The following is a 14,360-nucleotide window of genomic DNA, read 5'->3' on the forward strand; positions in this document are numbered from 1 at the left end:
TGAAGGCGCCCTTCCCCCCTCACCACCCCTGACCTCGGCCATGCTGCTGATCCCCGCGATTGACCTCAAAGACGGCCACTGTGTGCGCCTCAAGCAAGGTGACATGAACGCTTCCACGACCTTCGGCGAAGACCCGGCCAAGATGGCCAGGCGCTGGGTCGATGCGGGCGCACGCCGATTGCACCTCGTCGACTTGAACGGTGCCTTCGCCGGCAAGCCGGTCAACGAGGCGGCCATCAAGGCCATCCTCGCCGAGGTGGGCGAAGAGATCCCGGTGCAACTCGGGGGCGGCATCCGCGACCTCGACACCATCGAGCGCTACCTCGACGACGGCCTGAGCTACATCATCATCGGCACCGCGGCGGTCAAGAACCCCGGGTTCCTGCGCGATGCCTGCAGCGCGTTCGGCGGCCACATCATCGTGGGCCTCGACGCCAAGGACGGCAAGGTCGCCACCGACGGCTGGAGCAAGCTCACCGGCCACGAAGTCATCGACCTCGCCAAGAAGTTCGAAGACTATGGCGTCGAAGGCGTGATCTACACCGACATCGGCCGCGACGGCATGCTGTCGGGCATCAACGTCGACGCCACCGTGAAACTGGCGCAAGCACTCACCATCCCGGTCATCGCCTCGGGCGGCCTGTCCAACCTCGCCGACATCGACAAGCTGTGTGCCGTCGAGAACGAAGGCGTCGAAGGCGTGATCTGCGGCCGTGCCATCTACAGCGGCGACCTCGATTTCGAACTGGCCCAGCGCCGCGCCGACGAACTCAACGGCGCCTGACCGGCGCTCCACCTGCTCCCGCGTGGTTCGTTCTGGCGGCCGCGTCAGAACCCACCGCCATGCTTGCCAAACGCATCATCCCCTGCCTCGACGTGACCGGTGGTCGTGTCGTCAAAGGCGTCAACTTCGTCGAACTCCGCGACGCGGGTGACCCGGTCGAGATCGCGGCCCGCTACAACGACCAGGGTGCCGACGAACTGACGTTCCTCGACATCACGGCCACCAGCGACGGCCGCGACCTGATCCTGCCCATCATCGAGGCCGTGGCCTCGCAGGTGTTCATTCCGCTGACGGTGGGGGGGGGCGTGCGCACGGTGGAAGATGTGCGCCGGCTGCTCAACGCCGGGGCCGACAAGGTCAGCTTCAACTCGGCCGCCGTGGCCAACCCGCAGGTGATCCGCGACGCGTCCGCCAAGTACGGAGCCCAGTGCATCGTGGTGGCCATCGACGCCAAGGGCCGGGCCGATGGCTCCGGCTGGGACGTCTACACCCATGGCGGCCGCAAGAACACCGGCCTCGACGCGGTGCAGTGGGCCCGCCAGATGGCCGAGTACGGCGCCGGCGAGATCCTGCTCACCAGCATGGACCGCGACGGCACGAAGATCGGCTTCAACCTGCCGCTCACCCGTGCCGTGAGCGATGCGGTGAGCGTGCCGGTCATCGCCTCGGGTGGCGTGGGCACGCTGGAGCACCTGGTGGAGGGCATCCAGCAGGGCCACGCCGACGCGGTGCTGGCCGCCAGCATCTTCCACTACGGCGAACACACCGTTGGCGAAGCCAAGGCGTTGATGGCAAGCCGCGGCATCCCGGTGCGCCCATGACGGCGCCTGCGCGCGCGGGGCTTCCCCGCGAGCTGCGCATCATCGGCGGCCAGTGGAAACGCAGCAAACTGCCGGTGGCCGACGTGCCCGGCCTGCGCCCCACGCCCGACCGCGTGCGTGAAACCGTCTTCAACTGGCTCGGCAACGACCTGGACGGCTGGCGTTGCCTCGACGCCTTTGCCGGCGCGGGCGGGCTCGGTTTCGAGGCCGCTTCGCGCGGGGCGTCGGAGGTGACCCTCATCGAACGCGAAAGCCGGCTGCTGCGCAACCTGCACGACGTACATGCGCGGCTGAAGGCCGGCCCGTCGGTGCGCATCGTCGCGGGTGACGCGTCGGCGTGGATGGCACGCCAGGCCCCCGAGACGTTCGAGCTGGTCTTCCTCGACCCCCCGTTCGGTGCCGACCTGTTCGCGCCCGCGGTGAAGGCGGCGTGCCGGCTGGTGGTGCCCGGCGGGCTGGTCTACCTCGAGGCCGACCGCGAATTCCAGGCCGCCGACTTCCCCGGCGAACACCTCACGCGCTACCGCCACGGACGCGCCGGGGCGGTTCATTTCCATCTGTTTCAACGCGCGGAGCCCGGCTACACTGCGCCCGAATCGTCCGCCGCCCCGAAGGAGCCCGCTTGACTTCCGTGACCCGCCTCACCGCCGTCTACCCCGGCACCTTCGACCCGATGACCCTGGGGCATGAGGACCTGATGCGCCGTGCCGGCCGCCTGTTCGAGCGCCTGATCCTCGCGGTGGCCGCTGGCCACCACAAGCGCACCATGTTCACGCTGGCCGAGCGGCTGGAAATCGCCCAGGAATTGGCGGTCAAGCACCCGAACGTGGAGGTGATCGCGTTCGACGGCCTGCTGAGCGATTTCGTGCTCGAACATGGCGGCAAGGTGGTGGTGCGTGGCCTGCGCGCCGTCAGCGACTTCGAGTACGAGTTCCAGATGGCCGGCATGAACCGCCACCTGATGCCCAACGTGGAAACGGTGTTCCTGACCCCGAGCGACCAGTACCAGTTCGTCTCCGGCACGTTCGTGCGCGAAATTGCCAACCTCGGCGGTGATGTTTCCAAGTTTGTGTCACCCTCCGTGCTGAGCCGCCTTCACCAGCGCGTGAAGGTGGACAAGAAGGCCTGAGAGGCTGTTGACCAGGCTGACTGTGGAGCGTGACCCCCGATGGCATTGACGATCACCGACGAGTGCATCAACTGCGATGTGTGCGAGCCCGAGTGCCCCAACCAGGCCATTTCGATGGGCGAGGCCATCTACGAGATCAACCCGTCCAAATGCACCGAGTGTGTGGGCCATTTCGATGAGCCCCAGTGCGTGCAGGTGTGCCCGGTGAGTTGCATTCCCATCCACCCCGACCACATCGAGTCGCAGGAATCGCTGTGGGCCAAGTACCGGCGGCTGCAGGGGCTGCCGGCGGAACCGGGGGCGGGCAGCGGGTCCTGAGGGGCCTGCGCCATCCCCGGGCCTGCGCCATCAACCGGGCCTGCGCCGTCACCCGGGCCGGCACGATCATCGCGGCCGGCAATCCCGTGCTGCATTCCCACGCGCCTTCGCACAAGCTGCCTTGGGCACCACGGCACGGCGTACCTTGCGGCGTGTTTCCCCCTGGGCGAGCGGGGTGAGCTTGGCCGGGCTTCGGGCGTCCAGCCGTGCGGCCCCCACCTGCGCCCGCGCCGCCTCGTTGTGCAACCGCTCCCGTTCCATCCGCTGCCCGGCCTCCGCCGCGCGCTGGGCCACGTCGGCCGCTTCGGACCACTGCGCAGCGTTGCGCGGATCCGCGACATCGACCTCGTGGCCCGTGCCGTCGGGGCACGGTGCCTGGGTGTAGGTGCTGCCGTCGGGCCCGCAGCGGTAAACCGGTTGTGCCACCGCGTGGTCAACCCACGGCAGCACCAACGCGCACGCCCACCCGGCCCACCGGCGGACGGCGCGCGGTGCCATCAGGCGTCCGGTTTGGCCGGCTCCGGCCGCGGGGGTTTCGGGCGGGGCGGTTTGGCGTTGATCTTCATCATGGCGCGTTCCATGTCGGCCGCGAGCAGCAGGTCAAGGGCGTGCAGCGTGCGCTGGATGGTGTCGTGGATGGCGTCACGCGCGTCGGGCTTGGGCTTGCGCAACACGTAGTCCACCACCTCGGCCTTCACGCCGGGGTGGCCGATGCCGAGGCGGAGGCGCCAATAGTCGGGGGTGCCGAGCTGGGCGTGGATGTCGCGCAGGCCGTTGTGGCCCGCGTGGCCGCCGCCGAACTTGATCTTGGCCTGGCCGGGCAGCAGGTCGAGTTCGTCGTGGGCCACCAGCACCTCGTTGGGCGCGATCTTGAAGAAGCGGGCGAGGGCGGCAACGGACTTGCCGGACAGGTTCATGTAGGTCTGCGGCTCGAGCAGCCACAGCGGGCCCTCTTGGCGGTTGACCCGGGCGACGAGGCCGAAATAGCTGCGTTCGGGCACCAGGTTGGCCTTGAGTTCCCGCGCGACGGCGTCCACCCACCAGAACCCGGCGTTGTGGTTGGTGCCTTCGTATTCCGCCCCGGGGTTGCCGAGGCCTACCAGCAGTCGAATCATGGGGACATTATCCGTTCAGGCGCAGTCAACCTCCCCGTCGACCGGTGCGTGAATGGTGCGACCGGCGAGGGGAGACGGTGTTCACCGCTGAGGGGGCGGGGCGCCGTACTGCGGTGACCTGGGGCCGGCCAGCACGCCGTTGAAGCGCGGCGCGCCGAGCATGCGCTGGCCGGCGACGCCCGCGTACTTGTATGCCGCATCGGTGGCGGTGCCCACGATCTGCTTGACCACGGCGGTCACCAGCATCCCGACCAGGCCGCCCTGCGACTGTTGTTGCTGCTCTTCGGAACTGGCGGTGGCCTGTCCTTGCCACAGCACGTCGCCGGAGCGCAGGTCGACGATGCGCCCTTCCACCGTCACGCGCGTTTCGCTGGACAACAGCGCGTAGGTGGTGCCGTACTTCTTCACCGTCAGGTAGACCGCGGCATCGGCGCCAAAGACCTCGCGCAGCTTGGGTCCCGGGATGGCGTGGGCGTCATGGGCGGTGGTCACGCCGTTCTGGCGCAACGTCTCGTCGACCAGGGTGACCGGCAGCACGTAGTAGCCGGCCTCGGCCAGCGGCAGCGTGGCGTGGGACCACATGCCGGCCGTTGCGGTCACCGATGGCGAGTCGTTCAGGGGCGGCAGCACCAGCAAGGAGGCGGGCCGGGCCTTGATGAACGCGGTGTAGTCGTACCCCTGAGGGGCGGTCGCGCAGCCGGTGAGGAATGCCAGGGCGCTGGCAAAACACACCAGCAGGAGTCGGCGGCAGGTCATGTGGGGGTGTCCTTCCTGGCGGACGAGGCGGGGTCGAGCCGCTTGAGCAGCATGTCCATGTAGGCGGTCGCCTCGGGGAAGGCCGCCTTTTCGGCCAACCAGAGCTGGCGCGCCGCATCAGCGTCGCCTGCGGAAAGTTTCAGCAGGCCCAGGTGTGCGCGGAAGCCCGGCGGCAGCGCGACGCCCTTCGCGCGTGCGCGTTCCGCATGCGCCTCCATCGGGCCGATCTGGGCGATGGGTGCAGCACCGGGGCTCAGCAGCGTGTCGTACTGTTGCCGGGGAAAGGTGTCCCAGCCATAGAGCGGGGCCACGGGCTGGGCGCAGCCGGCGCCCGCCGCGATACCGCCAAGCAACAGCAGGCGGACGAACATCGTGCCCGGATTCACCGGCGCGGCTCCTGGCCCCATTGGCCGGCGTCCTTGGCGGCCACCAGCGTGTTGACCGCTTCGCGCATGGCCAGGTCCAGCACCTTCCCGTTGAGCGTGGCGTCGTAGCTGGCCGTGCCGCCGAACCCGAGGACTTCCCGGTTCGACAGCTCGGACTCGCCAGCGCCCCGCGCCGAGAACACGACCTCGGAGGTCAGGCTGTTGACGATGTTGAGCGTGATCTTGGCGTAGGCGACCTGCGACTTGCCGCGCCCGAGGAGGCCGAACAACTGCTGGTCGCCGACTTCCTTGCGCCCGAACTCGGAGATGTCGCCGGTGACGACGAAGGCGGCGCCGCGCAGCGTCTGGGCCGTGCCTTGCAGCTTGGCTTCCTGGCCCGTCTCGGCCAGGTTGTCGCGGTCGAGCACCGAGAACCGCTGTGATTGCTGGAGGTGGGCGATCAACGTCGTCTTTGCCTGGCCGCCGAGGCGGTCGACGCCGTCGGAGAAGACACCACGCATGAAGCTGGAGCGGTTGTCGAACTTGCCTACGGACACCGGCACCCGGGCGCCGGCGTAGGGAGCCGCTGCGCCCTGGACTTTTTCCACGGCCACGGTGCGCGAGCTTTCGGTGGCGCAGCCGGCGATGGCCAGGAGGCAGGTGGCTGCGAACACGGCCTGAAGGTGGTTTCGAATCATGAGATCTCCCCAAAGGATGTGCGAATCGCCGGAGCGTGGCACGGAACGTGACTGCCCTGGGCGTAAAAAAGCCCCGCCGAAGCGGGGCTTGTCAGATGCCCGAAGGCTCTTCTTATTTCTTGTTTTGCTTTTCGTTCTTCTTGCCCTTGGCAGCCGGAGCGGCCGGAGCCGTCACGACCGGGGCGATCTCGGCTTCTTCGACCGGCACCGAGGTGGACACGATCACCGGGTTCGGCTTGCCTTGGGTCACGACCTTGATGCCGGCGGGCAGCTTCAGGTCGCTGACGTGCAGGGCCTGGCCCTTGGCCAGGTTTTCCAGGTCGACCGTCAGGAACTCCGGCAGGGCTTGCGCCAGGCAGGTGATGCGGACTTCGGTGACGACGTGGTTCACGAGGCACTTGTCGGTCTTGACGGCCGGCGAGTTTTCTTCGTTCACGAAGTGCAGGGGCACCTTCTTCGTGATCGTCGTGGTGGCGTCGACGCGCTGGAAGTCGATGTGCAGCACGATCTGGCGGAAGGGGTGCAGCTGGTAGTCACGGAGCAGCACTTGCTCGGACTTGCCGTTCAGTTCCATGTCGAGGATCGACGAGTGGAACGCTTCCTTCTTCAGGGCGTGGAACAGCGCGTTGTGATCGAGTTCGATCAGCGACGGGGTGGCGGCGCCACCGTAGACGATGCCAGGCACCTTGGCGGCAATGCGCAGGCGGCGGCTCGCTCCGGTCCCCTGCAGCTTGCGCTCGAAAGCAACAAATTTCATGGTTTGCTCCAAAAATGGAAAGACGCCCGCGACCAGGCGTCAAGGTGGGCCTTGCGGCCCGCTGAGGAGGCAGCGCCTGTCGACGTTGCCGCTGCGGATCAGAAGTTGTTGTTCTGCTCCGCGAACAGGGAAGTCACCGACTCGCCGTCGGAGATGCGACGGATGGTTTCGGCGAACAGGAAGGCCACCGACAGCTGGCGCACTTTCGCGCACGCCTTGCCGTCCTGGCTCAGCGGAATGGTGTTGGTGATCACCACTTCGTCGAGCTGCGAGCCCTTGATGCGTTCGATGGCCGGGCCGGAGAACACGGCGTGGGTGCAGTAGGCGTACACGCTCTTCGCGCCGCGTTCCTTCAGCACCTCGGCGGCCTTCACGAGGGTGCCCGCGGTGTCGATCATGTCATCCATGATCACGCAGTTGCGGTTCTCGATGTCGCCGATGACGTGCATCACTTCGGACACGTTGGCCTTCGGGCGGCGCTTGTCGATGATGGCCAGGTCGCAGCCGAGCTGCTTGGCCAGCGCGCGGGCACGCACCACGCCACCCACGTCGGGAGACACGACCACGAGGTCGGGGTAACGCTTGCTCTGCACGTCGGACAGCAACACCGGCGATGCGTAGATGTTGTCGACCGGGATGTTGAAGAAGCCCTGGATCTGGTCGGCGTGCAGGTCCATCGTGAGCAGGCGCTCGACACCGACGGCTTCCAGCATGTTGGCCACGACCTTCGCGCTGATGGGCACGCGGGTGGAACGCGGGCGGCGGTCCTGGCGGGCATAGCCGAAGTAGGGGATCACGGCCGTGACGCGGCGGGCGGAGGCCCGTTTCAGCGCGTCGACCATGATGCAGAGTTCCATCAGGTTCTCGTTCGTGGGCGCGCAGGTGGGCTGCACCACGAAGATGTCGCGGGCGCGAACGTTCTGCTGGATCTCGATGGCGACTTCGCCATCGGAGAAGCGGCCCACGGAGGCCTTCCCGAGTTCGATGCCGAGGTGCGATGCCATTTCCTGCGCGAGGGCGGGGTTGGCATTGCCGGTGAACAGAACGGTGTTGAAAAGCACATTCCCTCCGTCGAGGCTGTTTGTGGGCGCATTCACGGGCACAGCGCGCCCTTTCATTTCAGCTGCGGTGTGCCGGGGCCGGCACGGGAACTCAAGAAACCAGAGCAAGACCCGCGGGAGAAAGGGACCCACGGGACCCGAGGGCCCGGCCCGTCAGGGCCGCTTGCTGAAGCTCTTTTTAAAGTGATGGCAGGGGAAGAAGGATTCGAACCTTCGCATGTCGGAATCAAAATCCGATGCCTTAACCAACTTGGCGACTCCCCTACACCGGTGACCTGCTTGCGCAGACCACCTTAAACCTGTTCGTCCTTTGCCTCATCCTGCCAATCCCGCAAGGGATGTTGCGCCAGACTGCGGCACATTCTTCCAACCCAGCCTTCGGGCAAATCCGAAGGCAGCGACGCCGCGGGTTGGTCGCCTGTGCCTGCCCTTGCGAACACTGCGCTGCCGGAACCGGTCATGCGGCTGTTGCCGAACCGTTCCGCCAGCACCCGGGCGACTTTCGTCACGTCGGGGCATTCTGCCTCGGCGGGGGGCTGCATCACATTGCTGCCGTACCCGTTCAGAAGCTGTTGAATGCCTTCATCAGCAAGGAAGCCCGCTACTTTATCAGCTTCGTGGTCGCGCGCCAAGAGGGGACTCGCAAAAATTGCACGGGTTTCGATGCCGGCCGCGGGTTTCACCACCGCCAACCACTGGCGGGGCAGCGCGAGCGGCGTCATTTTCTCGCCGATGCCTTCCACGAATGCATTCTGTCCGCCGATGAAAAACGGCACATCGGCGCCCAGCGACAACCCCAACGCCATCAGGCGGGACCGGGTCCAGCCCAGTCCCCACAGGCGGTTCAGCGCGAGCAACGTGCTGGCCGCGTCGGAGCTGCCGCCACCCATGCCGGCGCCCCACGGCACCTGCTTGTCGATGGCGATGTCGGCCCCGAACGAGGTGCCGGACGCCGCCTGCAGCGCACGGGCGGCACGCAGGCACAAATCATCCGCCGGCAGCGTGGCGGTGAGGTCGTGGCGGGCGAGGCGGCCGTCGGCCCGGCGCTCGAAGTGCAGCGTGTCGCTCCAGTCGATCAGCACGAACACGGACTGCAGCAGGTGATAGCCGTCGGGGCGGCGGCCCACGATGTGCAGGAACAGGTTCAGCTTGGCCGGGGCGGCCACGCCGGTCAGGGCGGCCAGGCTCATGGTTCCACCTGGGCCCGCACGGTCACCTTCGGCAAGCGGGCGCGTTGTGCGGTCACCCAGCCATCGCTCAGGCGGCCCAGCCGCACGGACCAGCCCAGCTGGTCGAAGCCGGCCTCGACCGGCGGGGCGGTGGGTTCGCTCGGCGCGCCTGGCCACGGGCGGCCGCGCAGCCAGTCGAAGAGGGCGGCCACGGGCAGGCTTTCGCCCAGCATTTCACGGGTGAGGGTGTCGAGGTCGCCGTAGCGGGTCTCGCCGTCCGACGTGACGAGGCGCACGTCGGACGGCGACCAGTCGGCCCGTGCCACCACGGTGCCCAGCGGTGACGTGAGGTTCAGCCGGCCGGCGGTGCTGCTGCCGGTGAGCTCGAACCCGGCGCTCACCGAACGCGCGGGCTGGGCGCCGTCGGCATCCACCTTGACCGCCAGGCGCCCGGACAATGTGTCGCCAGCCGGGCCCGGCGGCGTGACGGTGGTGCAGGCCGCCAGCGCGGCAGCCACGGCCCCCGCCAGGAGCAATCGCCGACGGCTCACAGCGTGACCTTCAGGCGGGCGAGCGTGTCGCGCAGTACGTCATTGGTGGCGTCGCGCAGTTGCACTTCGCGCAGGATGCGGCGGGCCTCGTCGCGGTCGCCGGTGACCCACAGCAGTTCACCCAGGTGGACGCCGATCTCGACGTCCGGGCGCAGGCGGTACGCCTCCTTCAGCAGGCGCAGGGCTTCCTGCGAGTTGCCGAGGCGGTACTCCACCCAGCCGAGGCTGTCGGTGATGAACGGTTCCCCCGGGGACAGTTCGAGCGCCTTGACGATCAGTTCACGCGCCTCGGGCAGCCGCAGGTTGCGTTCGGCGAGCGAATAACCGAGGGCGTTGTAGGCATGGTGGTGGTCGGGGCGGATCTCGATGACACGGCGTAGCATGCGTTCCATGTCCTCCAGGCGGTTGAGCTTCTCGGCCATCATGGCCTGCTGGTACAGCAGCTCGGCGTCCTTCGGGAACTTGCGGGTGGCATCGGCGAACACGGCCTCGGCGGCGGACCACTGCTTGGCGTCGCTGTACAACTGGGCCTCCAGCACGAGTTTCGTGCGGGGGGCGTCGGGCGTGTTCTCGGGCGCCTTGCGCACGGTCTCCACTGCCTGCTTCAACTTGCCCTGCTTGGCCAGCAGCTCGGCCCGGCGCGCGGCCACGTCGAGCGCGCGTTGCGGTTCGGTGACCTTGGCCAGCCAGGCCTCGGCGCCGCGGAAGTCGCGCTGCTGCTCGGCCGCACGGGCCAGCAGGAAATACGCCTGTGCGTTGCCCTGGTTGGTGTCGTCCGCGTCGTCGTCCCCGTCCTCGTCGTCTGCCGCGGCTGCGCTGGCGGCGGACTCCGGCGCGGTGATGGTGCCGTTGCGCACGCCCGCCAGGTACTTGTTGACCGTGGCGGTGGCCTCGGCCGGTTTCTTCAGTTCGAGCTGCAACGCGGCCAGCGTGAGCCAGGGGGCCGGAAGCTGCGGGTTCTGGCGGGTCACGGCATCGAGCTGGACGGCGGCATCGGCGTAGCGCTGCATCGAGCTCAGCACCCGGGCGTACAGCACCCGCATGGCCGAGGCGTCGGGCTTGGCTTTCAGGTGGTCGATGACGATGGCGTCGGCGTCGGGCGTGCTGGTCAGCAACTCGAGCGCCAGCAGCGCGGGCAGTTGGGCGTCGGGCTCGTGCGCGTGGGCGGTGCGGGTCAGGTCGAGCGCGCGGTCGATGTTGCCTGCGGCGGCCTGGCTGCGGGCGAGCGAAATGCTGGCGGCCACCCGCGTGTCCGACTGCGCGATCCAGGGCTTGAGCACGGGTTCGAGCATCTCGGCGTTTTTCTTGCGGTCGCGGTTGCGCGCGAAGAGGCGGGGAAGCGACGAGAACGTGGCGGCGCGATCGGTGACCGGGGTCAGGTCGAGCATCGTGCGCGTGGCGTTGGCGGCTTCCGGGAAACGATCGAGCATCAACAGCAGGCGCACCTCGGTGCGGGAGGCCAGCACTGACGTGGGCACGGCGTTGCGCCAGGCCTTCACCGCCGACAGCGCGGCATTGCCGTCACCCGTTTCGGATGCGATCTCGACGGCGCGGTTGAACAGCGCTTCATCGAGCGAGGCGTTGGCCGCTTCCAGCATCAGTTGGTAGGCCACGGGCTTGTTGCCGTTGCGGGCTTCGAATTCGGCGACGAGCAGCTGCGCGAACATCCGGGCGTTCAACGGCGAGTTGTTGACGACCGCGGGCGCGCTGTCTGCCTTGCTGACTGCCTTGGGGTCGGGCGCGGGCGCCCCGACCGCCGGGGCGAGCGCCAGTGCACAGGCCACCGCGAGCGCTGCACGAGAAAGATGGGAATGGGCCCGCATGGATGCTCCTGTAAGCGTGAACGATTCTAGCCACCGCCCACAAATCCGCAGTGACGCCGCCCGGCGGCGGCGCTCGCGATAATCCGGCCATGCCGGAACTGCCCGAAGTCGAGACCACCCGCCAGAGCCTGGCGCCCCGCATCGCCGGTGCGGTGGTCACCGGCGTGCGGTTGGGCAAGCCGTTGCGCTGGCCGCTGGGCTGCGACCCCGGCAGCCTGCTCGACCGCACGGTGGGCGACACCACCCGCCGCGGCAAATACTTGTGGCTGCCGTTGACCGGTGGTGGTTTATTGATGCACTTGGGCATGTCGGGTTCCCTCGCGTTTCGGGAAGACGTGCCCGAGCCCGCCGCACACGACCACTTCGACCTGCGCACCACGCTCGGCACCCTTCGCCTGACCGACCCGAGGCGTTTTGGCGCCGTGGTGTGGTCGAGCGCGCTCGACGCCGATCCGGCGCTCAAGCTGCTGTCCGGCCTGGGCCTGGAACCCTTCGACCCCGCCTTCACGGGCACCTACCTGCATGCGGCGCTGCAACGCCGGCGCATCGCGGTCAAGCTCGCGCTGCTGGCGGGCGACATCGTCGTGGGCGCGGGCAACATCTACGCGTGCGAGGCCTTGTTTGCCGCGGGCATCGATCCCCGCATACCGGCCAACAAGGTCAGCCGGCCGCGTGCCGAGCGCCTGGCGGAGGCGGTGCGCACCATCCTCGCGCGGGCGCTGGCGCTGGGTGGCACCACGCTGCGCGATTTCCGGGACACCCACGGCATGGCCGGCGAATTCCAGAACCAGGCGCGGGTCTACGGCCGCGAAGGCGAGCCGTGTCGCATTTGCGCCACGCCCATCCGCCGCCTCGTGCAGGGTGCCCGGTCGACGTTCTATTGCCACGTTTGCCAGCGCCGTTGAGCAAATCCACACAAGTTGGGATGAACTTGGGTGACGAAGTGTTTCCTTGGAGCCGGCGGGCACCCCCTTGCGATACCATGACCGACGCGCAAATCTGTCGGGCCCCGTTCAACTCCATGGCTTCTTCCTTCGCAAGCAGTCTTGATGCTCTTGGCCTCTGGCGAGCCGGCCTGGGGCGTCGCCTCGACGATTTCGGTCACTTTCTCGCGGAACACGACCTCGCCGACCCCGCCGCCGCCGAAGCACTCGACACGCTCCGCCGTGGCCTGGTCAACGAAAAGCTCATCGTCGCCTTCGTCGCCGAGTTCTCGCGCGGCAAGTCCGAGCTGATCAACGCCATCTTCTTCGCCGACACCGGCCGCCGTGTGCTGCCGGCCACGCCGGGGCGCACCACCATGTGCCCGGTGGAACTCGGCTACGACGCCGAAGAGGAACCCGCCCTCGCGCTGCTGCCCATCGGCACCCGCCTGGAAGGCCTCCCGCTGTCGGACCTGCGGCAGCAGCCCCGCGCCTGGACGCACCTCCCGCTCGACGTGAGCCAGCCCGAAAAGCTGTCCGAGTCGTTGCAGGAAGTGATGCGCACGCAGTGGGTCACCCAGGACGACGCCCGCGCGCTCGGCTTCTGGCACGACGACAACACGGAAGACAACCCCCCGGTCGACGACCAGGGCCGCGTCGAGGTGCCCGCGTGGCGCCACGCGATGATCAACTACCCGCACGCGCTGCTCAAGCGCGGGCTGGTTGTGCTCGACACCCCGGGCCTGAACGCCATCGGCGCCGAACCCGAGCTGACGCTGAGCCTGCTGCCGTCCGCGCATGCCATGGTGTTCATCCTCGGTGCCGACACCGGGGTCACGAAGTCCGACCTCACCATCTGGCGTGACCACCTCGGTTCGCCCACCACCACGAGTTTCGTGGTGCTCAACAAGATCGACGCGCTCCGCGACCCGCTGGCCACGCCGGCACAGGTGCACGCCCAGATCGAGACGCAGCGCAACAACACCGCCCGCACGCTGGGCGTGGCACCCGACCGCGTTTTCCCCCTGTCGGCCCGCCAGGCGCTGGCCGCCCGCGTCGACGGCGAAGCCGGCGCCCTGGCGGAAAGCCGCGTGCTCGACCTGGAAGCCGCACTGGGCGCCCAACTGCTGCCGCAGCGCCGCGACGTGTTGCAGGCCACCGTGGTCGATGCCGTCATGCGCACCGAATCGCTGGTGAGCCGCCGCCTCGGCGACCGCCGCCGCCAGTTGGCCGAACAGCTGCTCGAACTGCGTGGCCTGCGTGGCAAGAGCGGGGCAAAAACCCGCCTGATGATCGAGCGGGTCGACGCCGAAACCCGCGAATTCGAACAATGCACCGCGCGCCTGCAAGCCATGCGCATGGTGCACAGCCGCATGCTGAAAAACGCGCTGGTCGACCTCACCAGCGACCGCCTGCGCGAGGAAGTCACCGAGATGCAGACGGCCATGCACGCGTCGCTGCTGAACCTCGGGGCCAAGAAGGCCTTCATGGGCCTGTGCAGCCGCCTGCGCGAGTTGCTCGAAGCCACGCAGACACGCGGCGTCGAGATCCACGCCATGCTGACCGCCTCGTTCGGGAAGCTCAACGCCGAATTCGGGTTTTCGCTGTCGGTCAACCCGATGCCCGACCTGGGCCGCTTCGTCCAGGAACTCGCGCTCATCCAGCGCAACTACGTCCAGTACCTGGGGCTCACGCAGGCACTGCGCCTGTCGCAGACCAAGTTCATGGAACAGTTCCGCCGCATGCTGATGTCCAAGCTGCGGGTGGTGTTCGAAAACGCCAGCGGCGAACTCGAGCTGTGGAACAAGATGGCTTCGTCGCAGGTGGATTCGCAGTTGCGCGAACGCCGCCGCGGTTTCCGCCGCCGCCGTGAAGCGCTCGAACGCATCCAGGCCGCGTCCGGTGAACTCGAGCACCGCCTGAGCGAACTCGAAGCACAAGACGCCCAGCTGCAACTGCAGGTGGGGCGCTGTGCCGACCTCGTCACCAAGCTCAAGCAGCACGCCCAGCTCGACCCCGCCACCTTCGGCGAATCGGGCCATGGCCAACTGCAGGACACCGAGACGCGCATCGCCATCCAGGCCTGATCG

At 68.0% G+C, this 14,360-nt stretch carries 17 protein-coding genes and 1 tRNA gene; 7 read left to right on the plus strand and 11 right to left on the minus strand.

Translation table 11 applies throughout. The features are described from left to right. The first annotated feature begins 40 nt into the window (after positions 1 to 40). The 5 genes from hisA to ASC87_RS09405 are packed head-to-tail and all read left to right on the plus strand — an operon-like array spanning position 41 to position 3,052. The gene (gene hisA, locus ASC87_RS09385; RefSeq protein WP_056659993.1) at positions 41 to 784 is read left to right on the plus strand and encodes a 1-(5-phosphoribosyl)-5-[(5-phosphoribosylamino)methylideneamino]imidazole-4-carboxamide isomerase; all 744 of its coding nucleotides are present in this window, start codon (positions 41 to 43) and stop codon (positions 782 to 784) included. 59 nt (positions 785 to 843) lie between these two features. After that, positions 844 to 1,605: an imidazole glycerol phosphate synthase subunit HisF gene (hisF, locus tag ASC87_RS09390; protein ID WP_056659996.1), complete on the plus strand. Its 762-nt coding sequence runs from the start codon at positions 844 to 846 to the stop codon at positions 1,603 to 1,605. Continuing rightward, positions 1,602 to 2,231: a 16S rRNA (guanine(966)-N(2))-methyltransferase RsmD gene (rsmD, locus tag ASC87_RS09395; protein WP_056659999.1), complete on the plus strand. Its 630-nt coding sequence runs from the start codon at positions 1,602 to 1,604 to the stop codon at positions 2,229 to 2,231. Before hisF ends, rsmD begins: the two co-directional genes overlap by 4 nt. Then, positions 2,228 to 2,734 (plus strand): pantetheine-phosphate adenylyltransferase, encoded by a 507-nt coding sequence (coaD, locus tag ASC87_RS09400; protein WP_082568513.1) that lies wholly within the window; start codon positions 2,228 to 2,230, stop codon positions 2,732 to 2,734. Before rsmD ends, coaD begins: the two co-directional genes overlap by 4 nt. Before the next feature lie 39 nt (positions 2,735 to 2,773). Then, positions 2,774 to 3,052 (plus strand): YfhL family 4Fe-4S dicluster ferredoxin, encoded by a 279-nt coding sequence (locus ASC87_RS09405; RefSeq protein WP_056660002.1) that lies wholly within the window; start codon positions 2,774 to 2,776, stop codon positions 3,050 to 3,052. 66 nt (positions 3,053 to 3,118) lie between these two features. Here the strand turns inward: ASC87_RS09405 and ASC87_RS09410 are convergent, their stop codons facing one another. From ASC87_RS09410 to ASC87_RS09460, 11 genes are all read right to left on the minus strand, one after another. Continuing rightward, positions 3,119 to 3,478: a hypothetical protein gene (locus ASC87_RS09410; protein WP_157603930.1), complete on the minus strand. Its 360-nt coding sequence runs from the start codon at positions 3,476 to 3,478 to the stop codon at positions 3,119 to 3,121. 71 nt (positions 3,479 to 3,549) lie between these two features. Further along, positions 3,550 to 4,167: an aminoacyl-tRNA hydrolase gene (gene pth / locus ASC87_RS09415; protein ID WP_056660008.1), complete on the minus strand. Its 618-nt coding sequence runs from the start codon at positions 4,165 to 4,167 to the stop codon at positions 3,550 to 3,552. Positions 4,168 to 4,248: 81 nt separating this feature from the next. Next, positions 4,249 to 4,923, minus strand: a complete 675-nt coding sequence (locus tag ASC87_RS09420) for a DUF799 domain-containing protein (RefSeq protein ID WP_056660011.1) — start codon at positions 4,921 to 4,923, stop codon at positions 4,249 to 4,251. Next, a complete protein-coding gene (locus ASC87_RS09425; RefSeq protein WP_235582120.1) occupies positions 4,920 to 5,309 on the minus strand; it encodes a DUF4810 domain-containing protein in 390 nt (129 codons plus the stop codon). Before ASC87_RS09425 ends, ASC87_RS09420 begins: the two co-directional genes overlap by 4 nt. Further along, positions 5,306 to 5,986: a CsgG/HfaB family protein gene (locus ASC87_RS09430; protein ID WP_056660014.1), complete on the minus strand. Its 681-nt coding sequence runs from the start codon at positions 5,984 to 5,986 to the stop codon at positions 5,306 to 5,308. The genes ASC87_RS09425 and ASC87_RS09430 overlap by 4 nt, the downstream gene beginning before the upstream one ends. Before the next feature lie 112 nt (positions 5,987 to 6,098). After that, positions 6,099 to 6,743, minus strand: coding sequence for a 50S ribosomal protein L25/general stress protein Ctc (locus ASC87_RS09435; RefSeq protein WP_056660017.1), 645 nt, complete (start codon positions 6,741 to 6,743; stop codon positions 6,099 to 6,101). A 98-nt stretch (positions 6,744 to 6,841) separates the two neighbouring features. Then, the gene (locus ASC87_RS09440; protein WP_056660255.1) at positions 6,842 to 7,804 is read right to left on the minus strand and encodes a ribose-phosphate pyrophosphokinase; all 963 of its coding nucleotides are present in this window, start codon (positions 7,802 to 7,804) and stop codon (positions 6,842 to 6,844) included. A 187-nt stretch (positions 7,805 to 7,991) separates the two neighbouring features. After that, positions 7,992 to 8,068: transfer RNA gene (locus ASC87_RS09445), tRNA-Gln, on the minus strand. A gap of 29 nt (positions 8,069 to 8,097) precedes the next feature. Continuing rightward, positions 8,098 to 8,994, minus strand: coding sequence for a 4-(cytidine 5'-diphospho)-2-C-methyl-D-erythritol kinase (ispE, locus tag ASC87_RS09450; RefSeq protein WP_082568514.1), 897 nt, complete (start codon positions 8,992 to 8,994; stop codon positions 8,098 to 8,100). Further along, complete coding sequence (locus ASC87_RS09455; protein WP_235582121.1) at positions 8,991 to 9,491, minus strand: outer membrane lipoprotein LolB; 501 nt, start codon at positions 9,489 to 9,491, stop codon at positions 8,991 to 8,993. Before ASC87_RS09455 ends, ispE begins: the two co-directional genes overlap by 4 nt. 29 nt (positions 9,492 to 9,520) lie before the next feature. Further along, positions 9,521 to 11,347, minus strand: coding sequence for a tetratricopeptide repeat protein (locus tag ASC87_RS09460; RefSeq protein ID WP_056660023.1), 1,827 nt, complete (start codon positions 11,345 to 11,347; stop codon positions 9,521 to 9,523). Between the two features lie 89 nt (positions 11,348 to 11,436). On the opposite strand from ASC87_RS09460, the gene mutM reads away from it, so the two are divergent. Both mutM and ASC87_RS09470 read left to right on the plus strand, forming a co-directional pair. Further along, positions 11,437 to 12,252: a bifunctional DNA-formamidopyrimidine glycosylase/DNA-(apurinic or apyrimidinic site) lyase gene (gene mutM, locus ASC87_RS09465; protein ID WP_056660026.1), complete on the plus strand. Its 816-nt coding sequence runs from the start codon at positions 11,437 to 11,439 to the stop codon at positions 12,250 to 12,252. Between the two features lie 116 nt (positions 12,253 to 12,368). Next, positions 12,369 to 14,357: a dynamin family protein gene (locus ASC87_RS09470; protein ID WP_056660029.1), complete on the plus strand. Its 1,989-nt coding sequence runs from the start codon at positions 12,369 to 12,371 to the stop codon at positions 14,355 to 14,357. Positions 14,358 to 14,360: the final 3 nt, after the last annotated feature.

This window comes from Rhizobacter sp. Root1221 (genome assembly GCF_001425785.1).
In the GTDB taxonomy this organism is placed as follows: Bacteria; Pseudomonadota; Gammaproteobacteria; order Burkholderiales; family Burkholderiaceae_C; genus Rhizobacter.

Excerpts from the sequence above, each read along its gene's own strand:
- rsmD (WP_056659999.1), top strand. The coding sequence starts at position 1,602 with ATGACGGCGCCTGCGCGCGCGGGGCTTCCCCGCGAGCTGCGCATCATC.
- ASC87_RS09405 (WP_056660002.1), top strand. The coding sequence starts at position 2,774 with ATGGCATTGACGATCACCGACGAGTGCATCAACTGCGATGTGTGCGAG.
- ASC87_RS09470 (WP_056660029.1), top strand. The coding sequence starts at position 12,369 with ATGGCTTCTTCCTTCGCAAGCAGTCTTGATGCTCTTGGCCTCTGGCGA.
- mutM (WP_056660026.1), top strand. The coding sequence starts at position 11,437 with ATGCCGGAACTGCCCGAAGTCGAGACCACCCGCCAGAGCCTGGCGCCC.
- ASC87_RS09420 (WP_056660011.1), bottom strand. The coding sequence starts at position 4,923 with ATGACCTGCCGCCGACTCCTGCTGGTGTGTTTTGCCAGCGCCCTGGCA.
- ispE (WP_082568514.1), bottom strand. The coding sequence starts at position 8,994 with ATGAGCCTGGCCGCCCTGACCGGCGTGGCCGCCCCGGCCAAGCTGAAC.
- ASC87_RS09435 (WP_056660017.1), bottom strand. The coding sequence starts at position 6,743 with ATGAAATTTGTTGCTTTCGAGCGCAAGCTGCAGGGGACCGGAGCGAGC.
- ASC87_RS09430 (WP_056660014.1), bottom strand. The coding sequence starts at position 5,986 with ATGATTCGAAACCACCTTCAGGCCGTGTTCGCAGCCACCTGCCTCCTG.
- ASC87_RS09460 (WP_056660023.1), bottom strand. The coding sequence starts at position 11,347 with ATGCGGGCCCATTCCCATCTTTCTCGTGCAGCGCTCGCGGTGGCCTGT.
- hisA (WP_056659993.1), top strand. The coding sequence starts at position 41 with ATGCTGCTGATCCCCGCGATTGACCTCAAAGACGGCCACTGTGTGCGC.
- pth (WP_056660008.1), bottom strand. The coding sequence starts at position 4,167 with ATGATTCGACTGCTGGTAGGCCTCGGCAACCCCGGGGCGGAATACGAA.
- hisF (WP_056659996.1), top strand. The coding sequence starts at position 844 with ATGCTTGCCAAACGCATCATCCCCTGCCTCGACGTGACCGGTGGTCGT.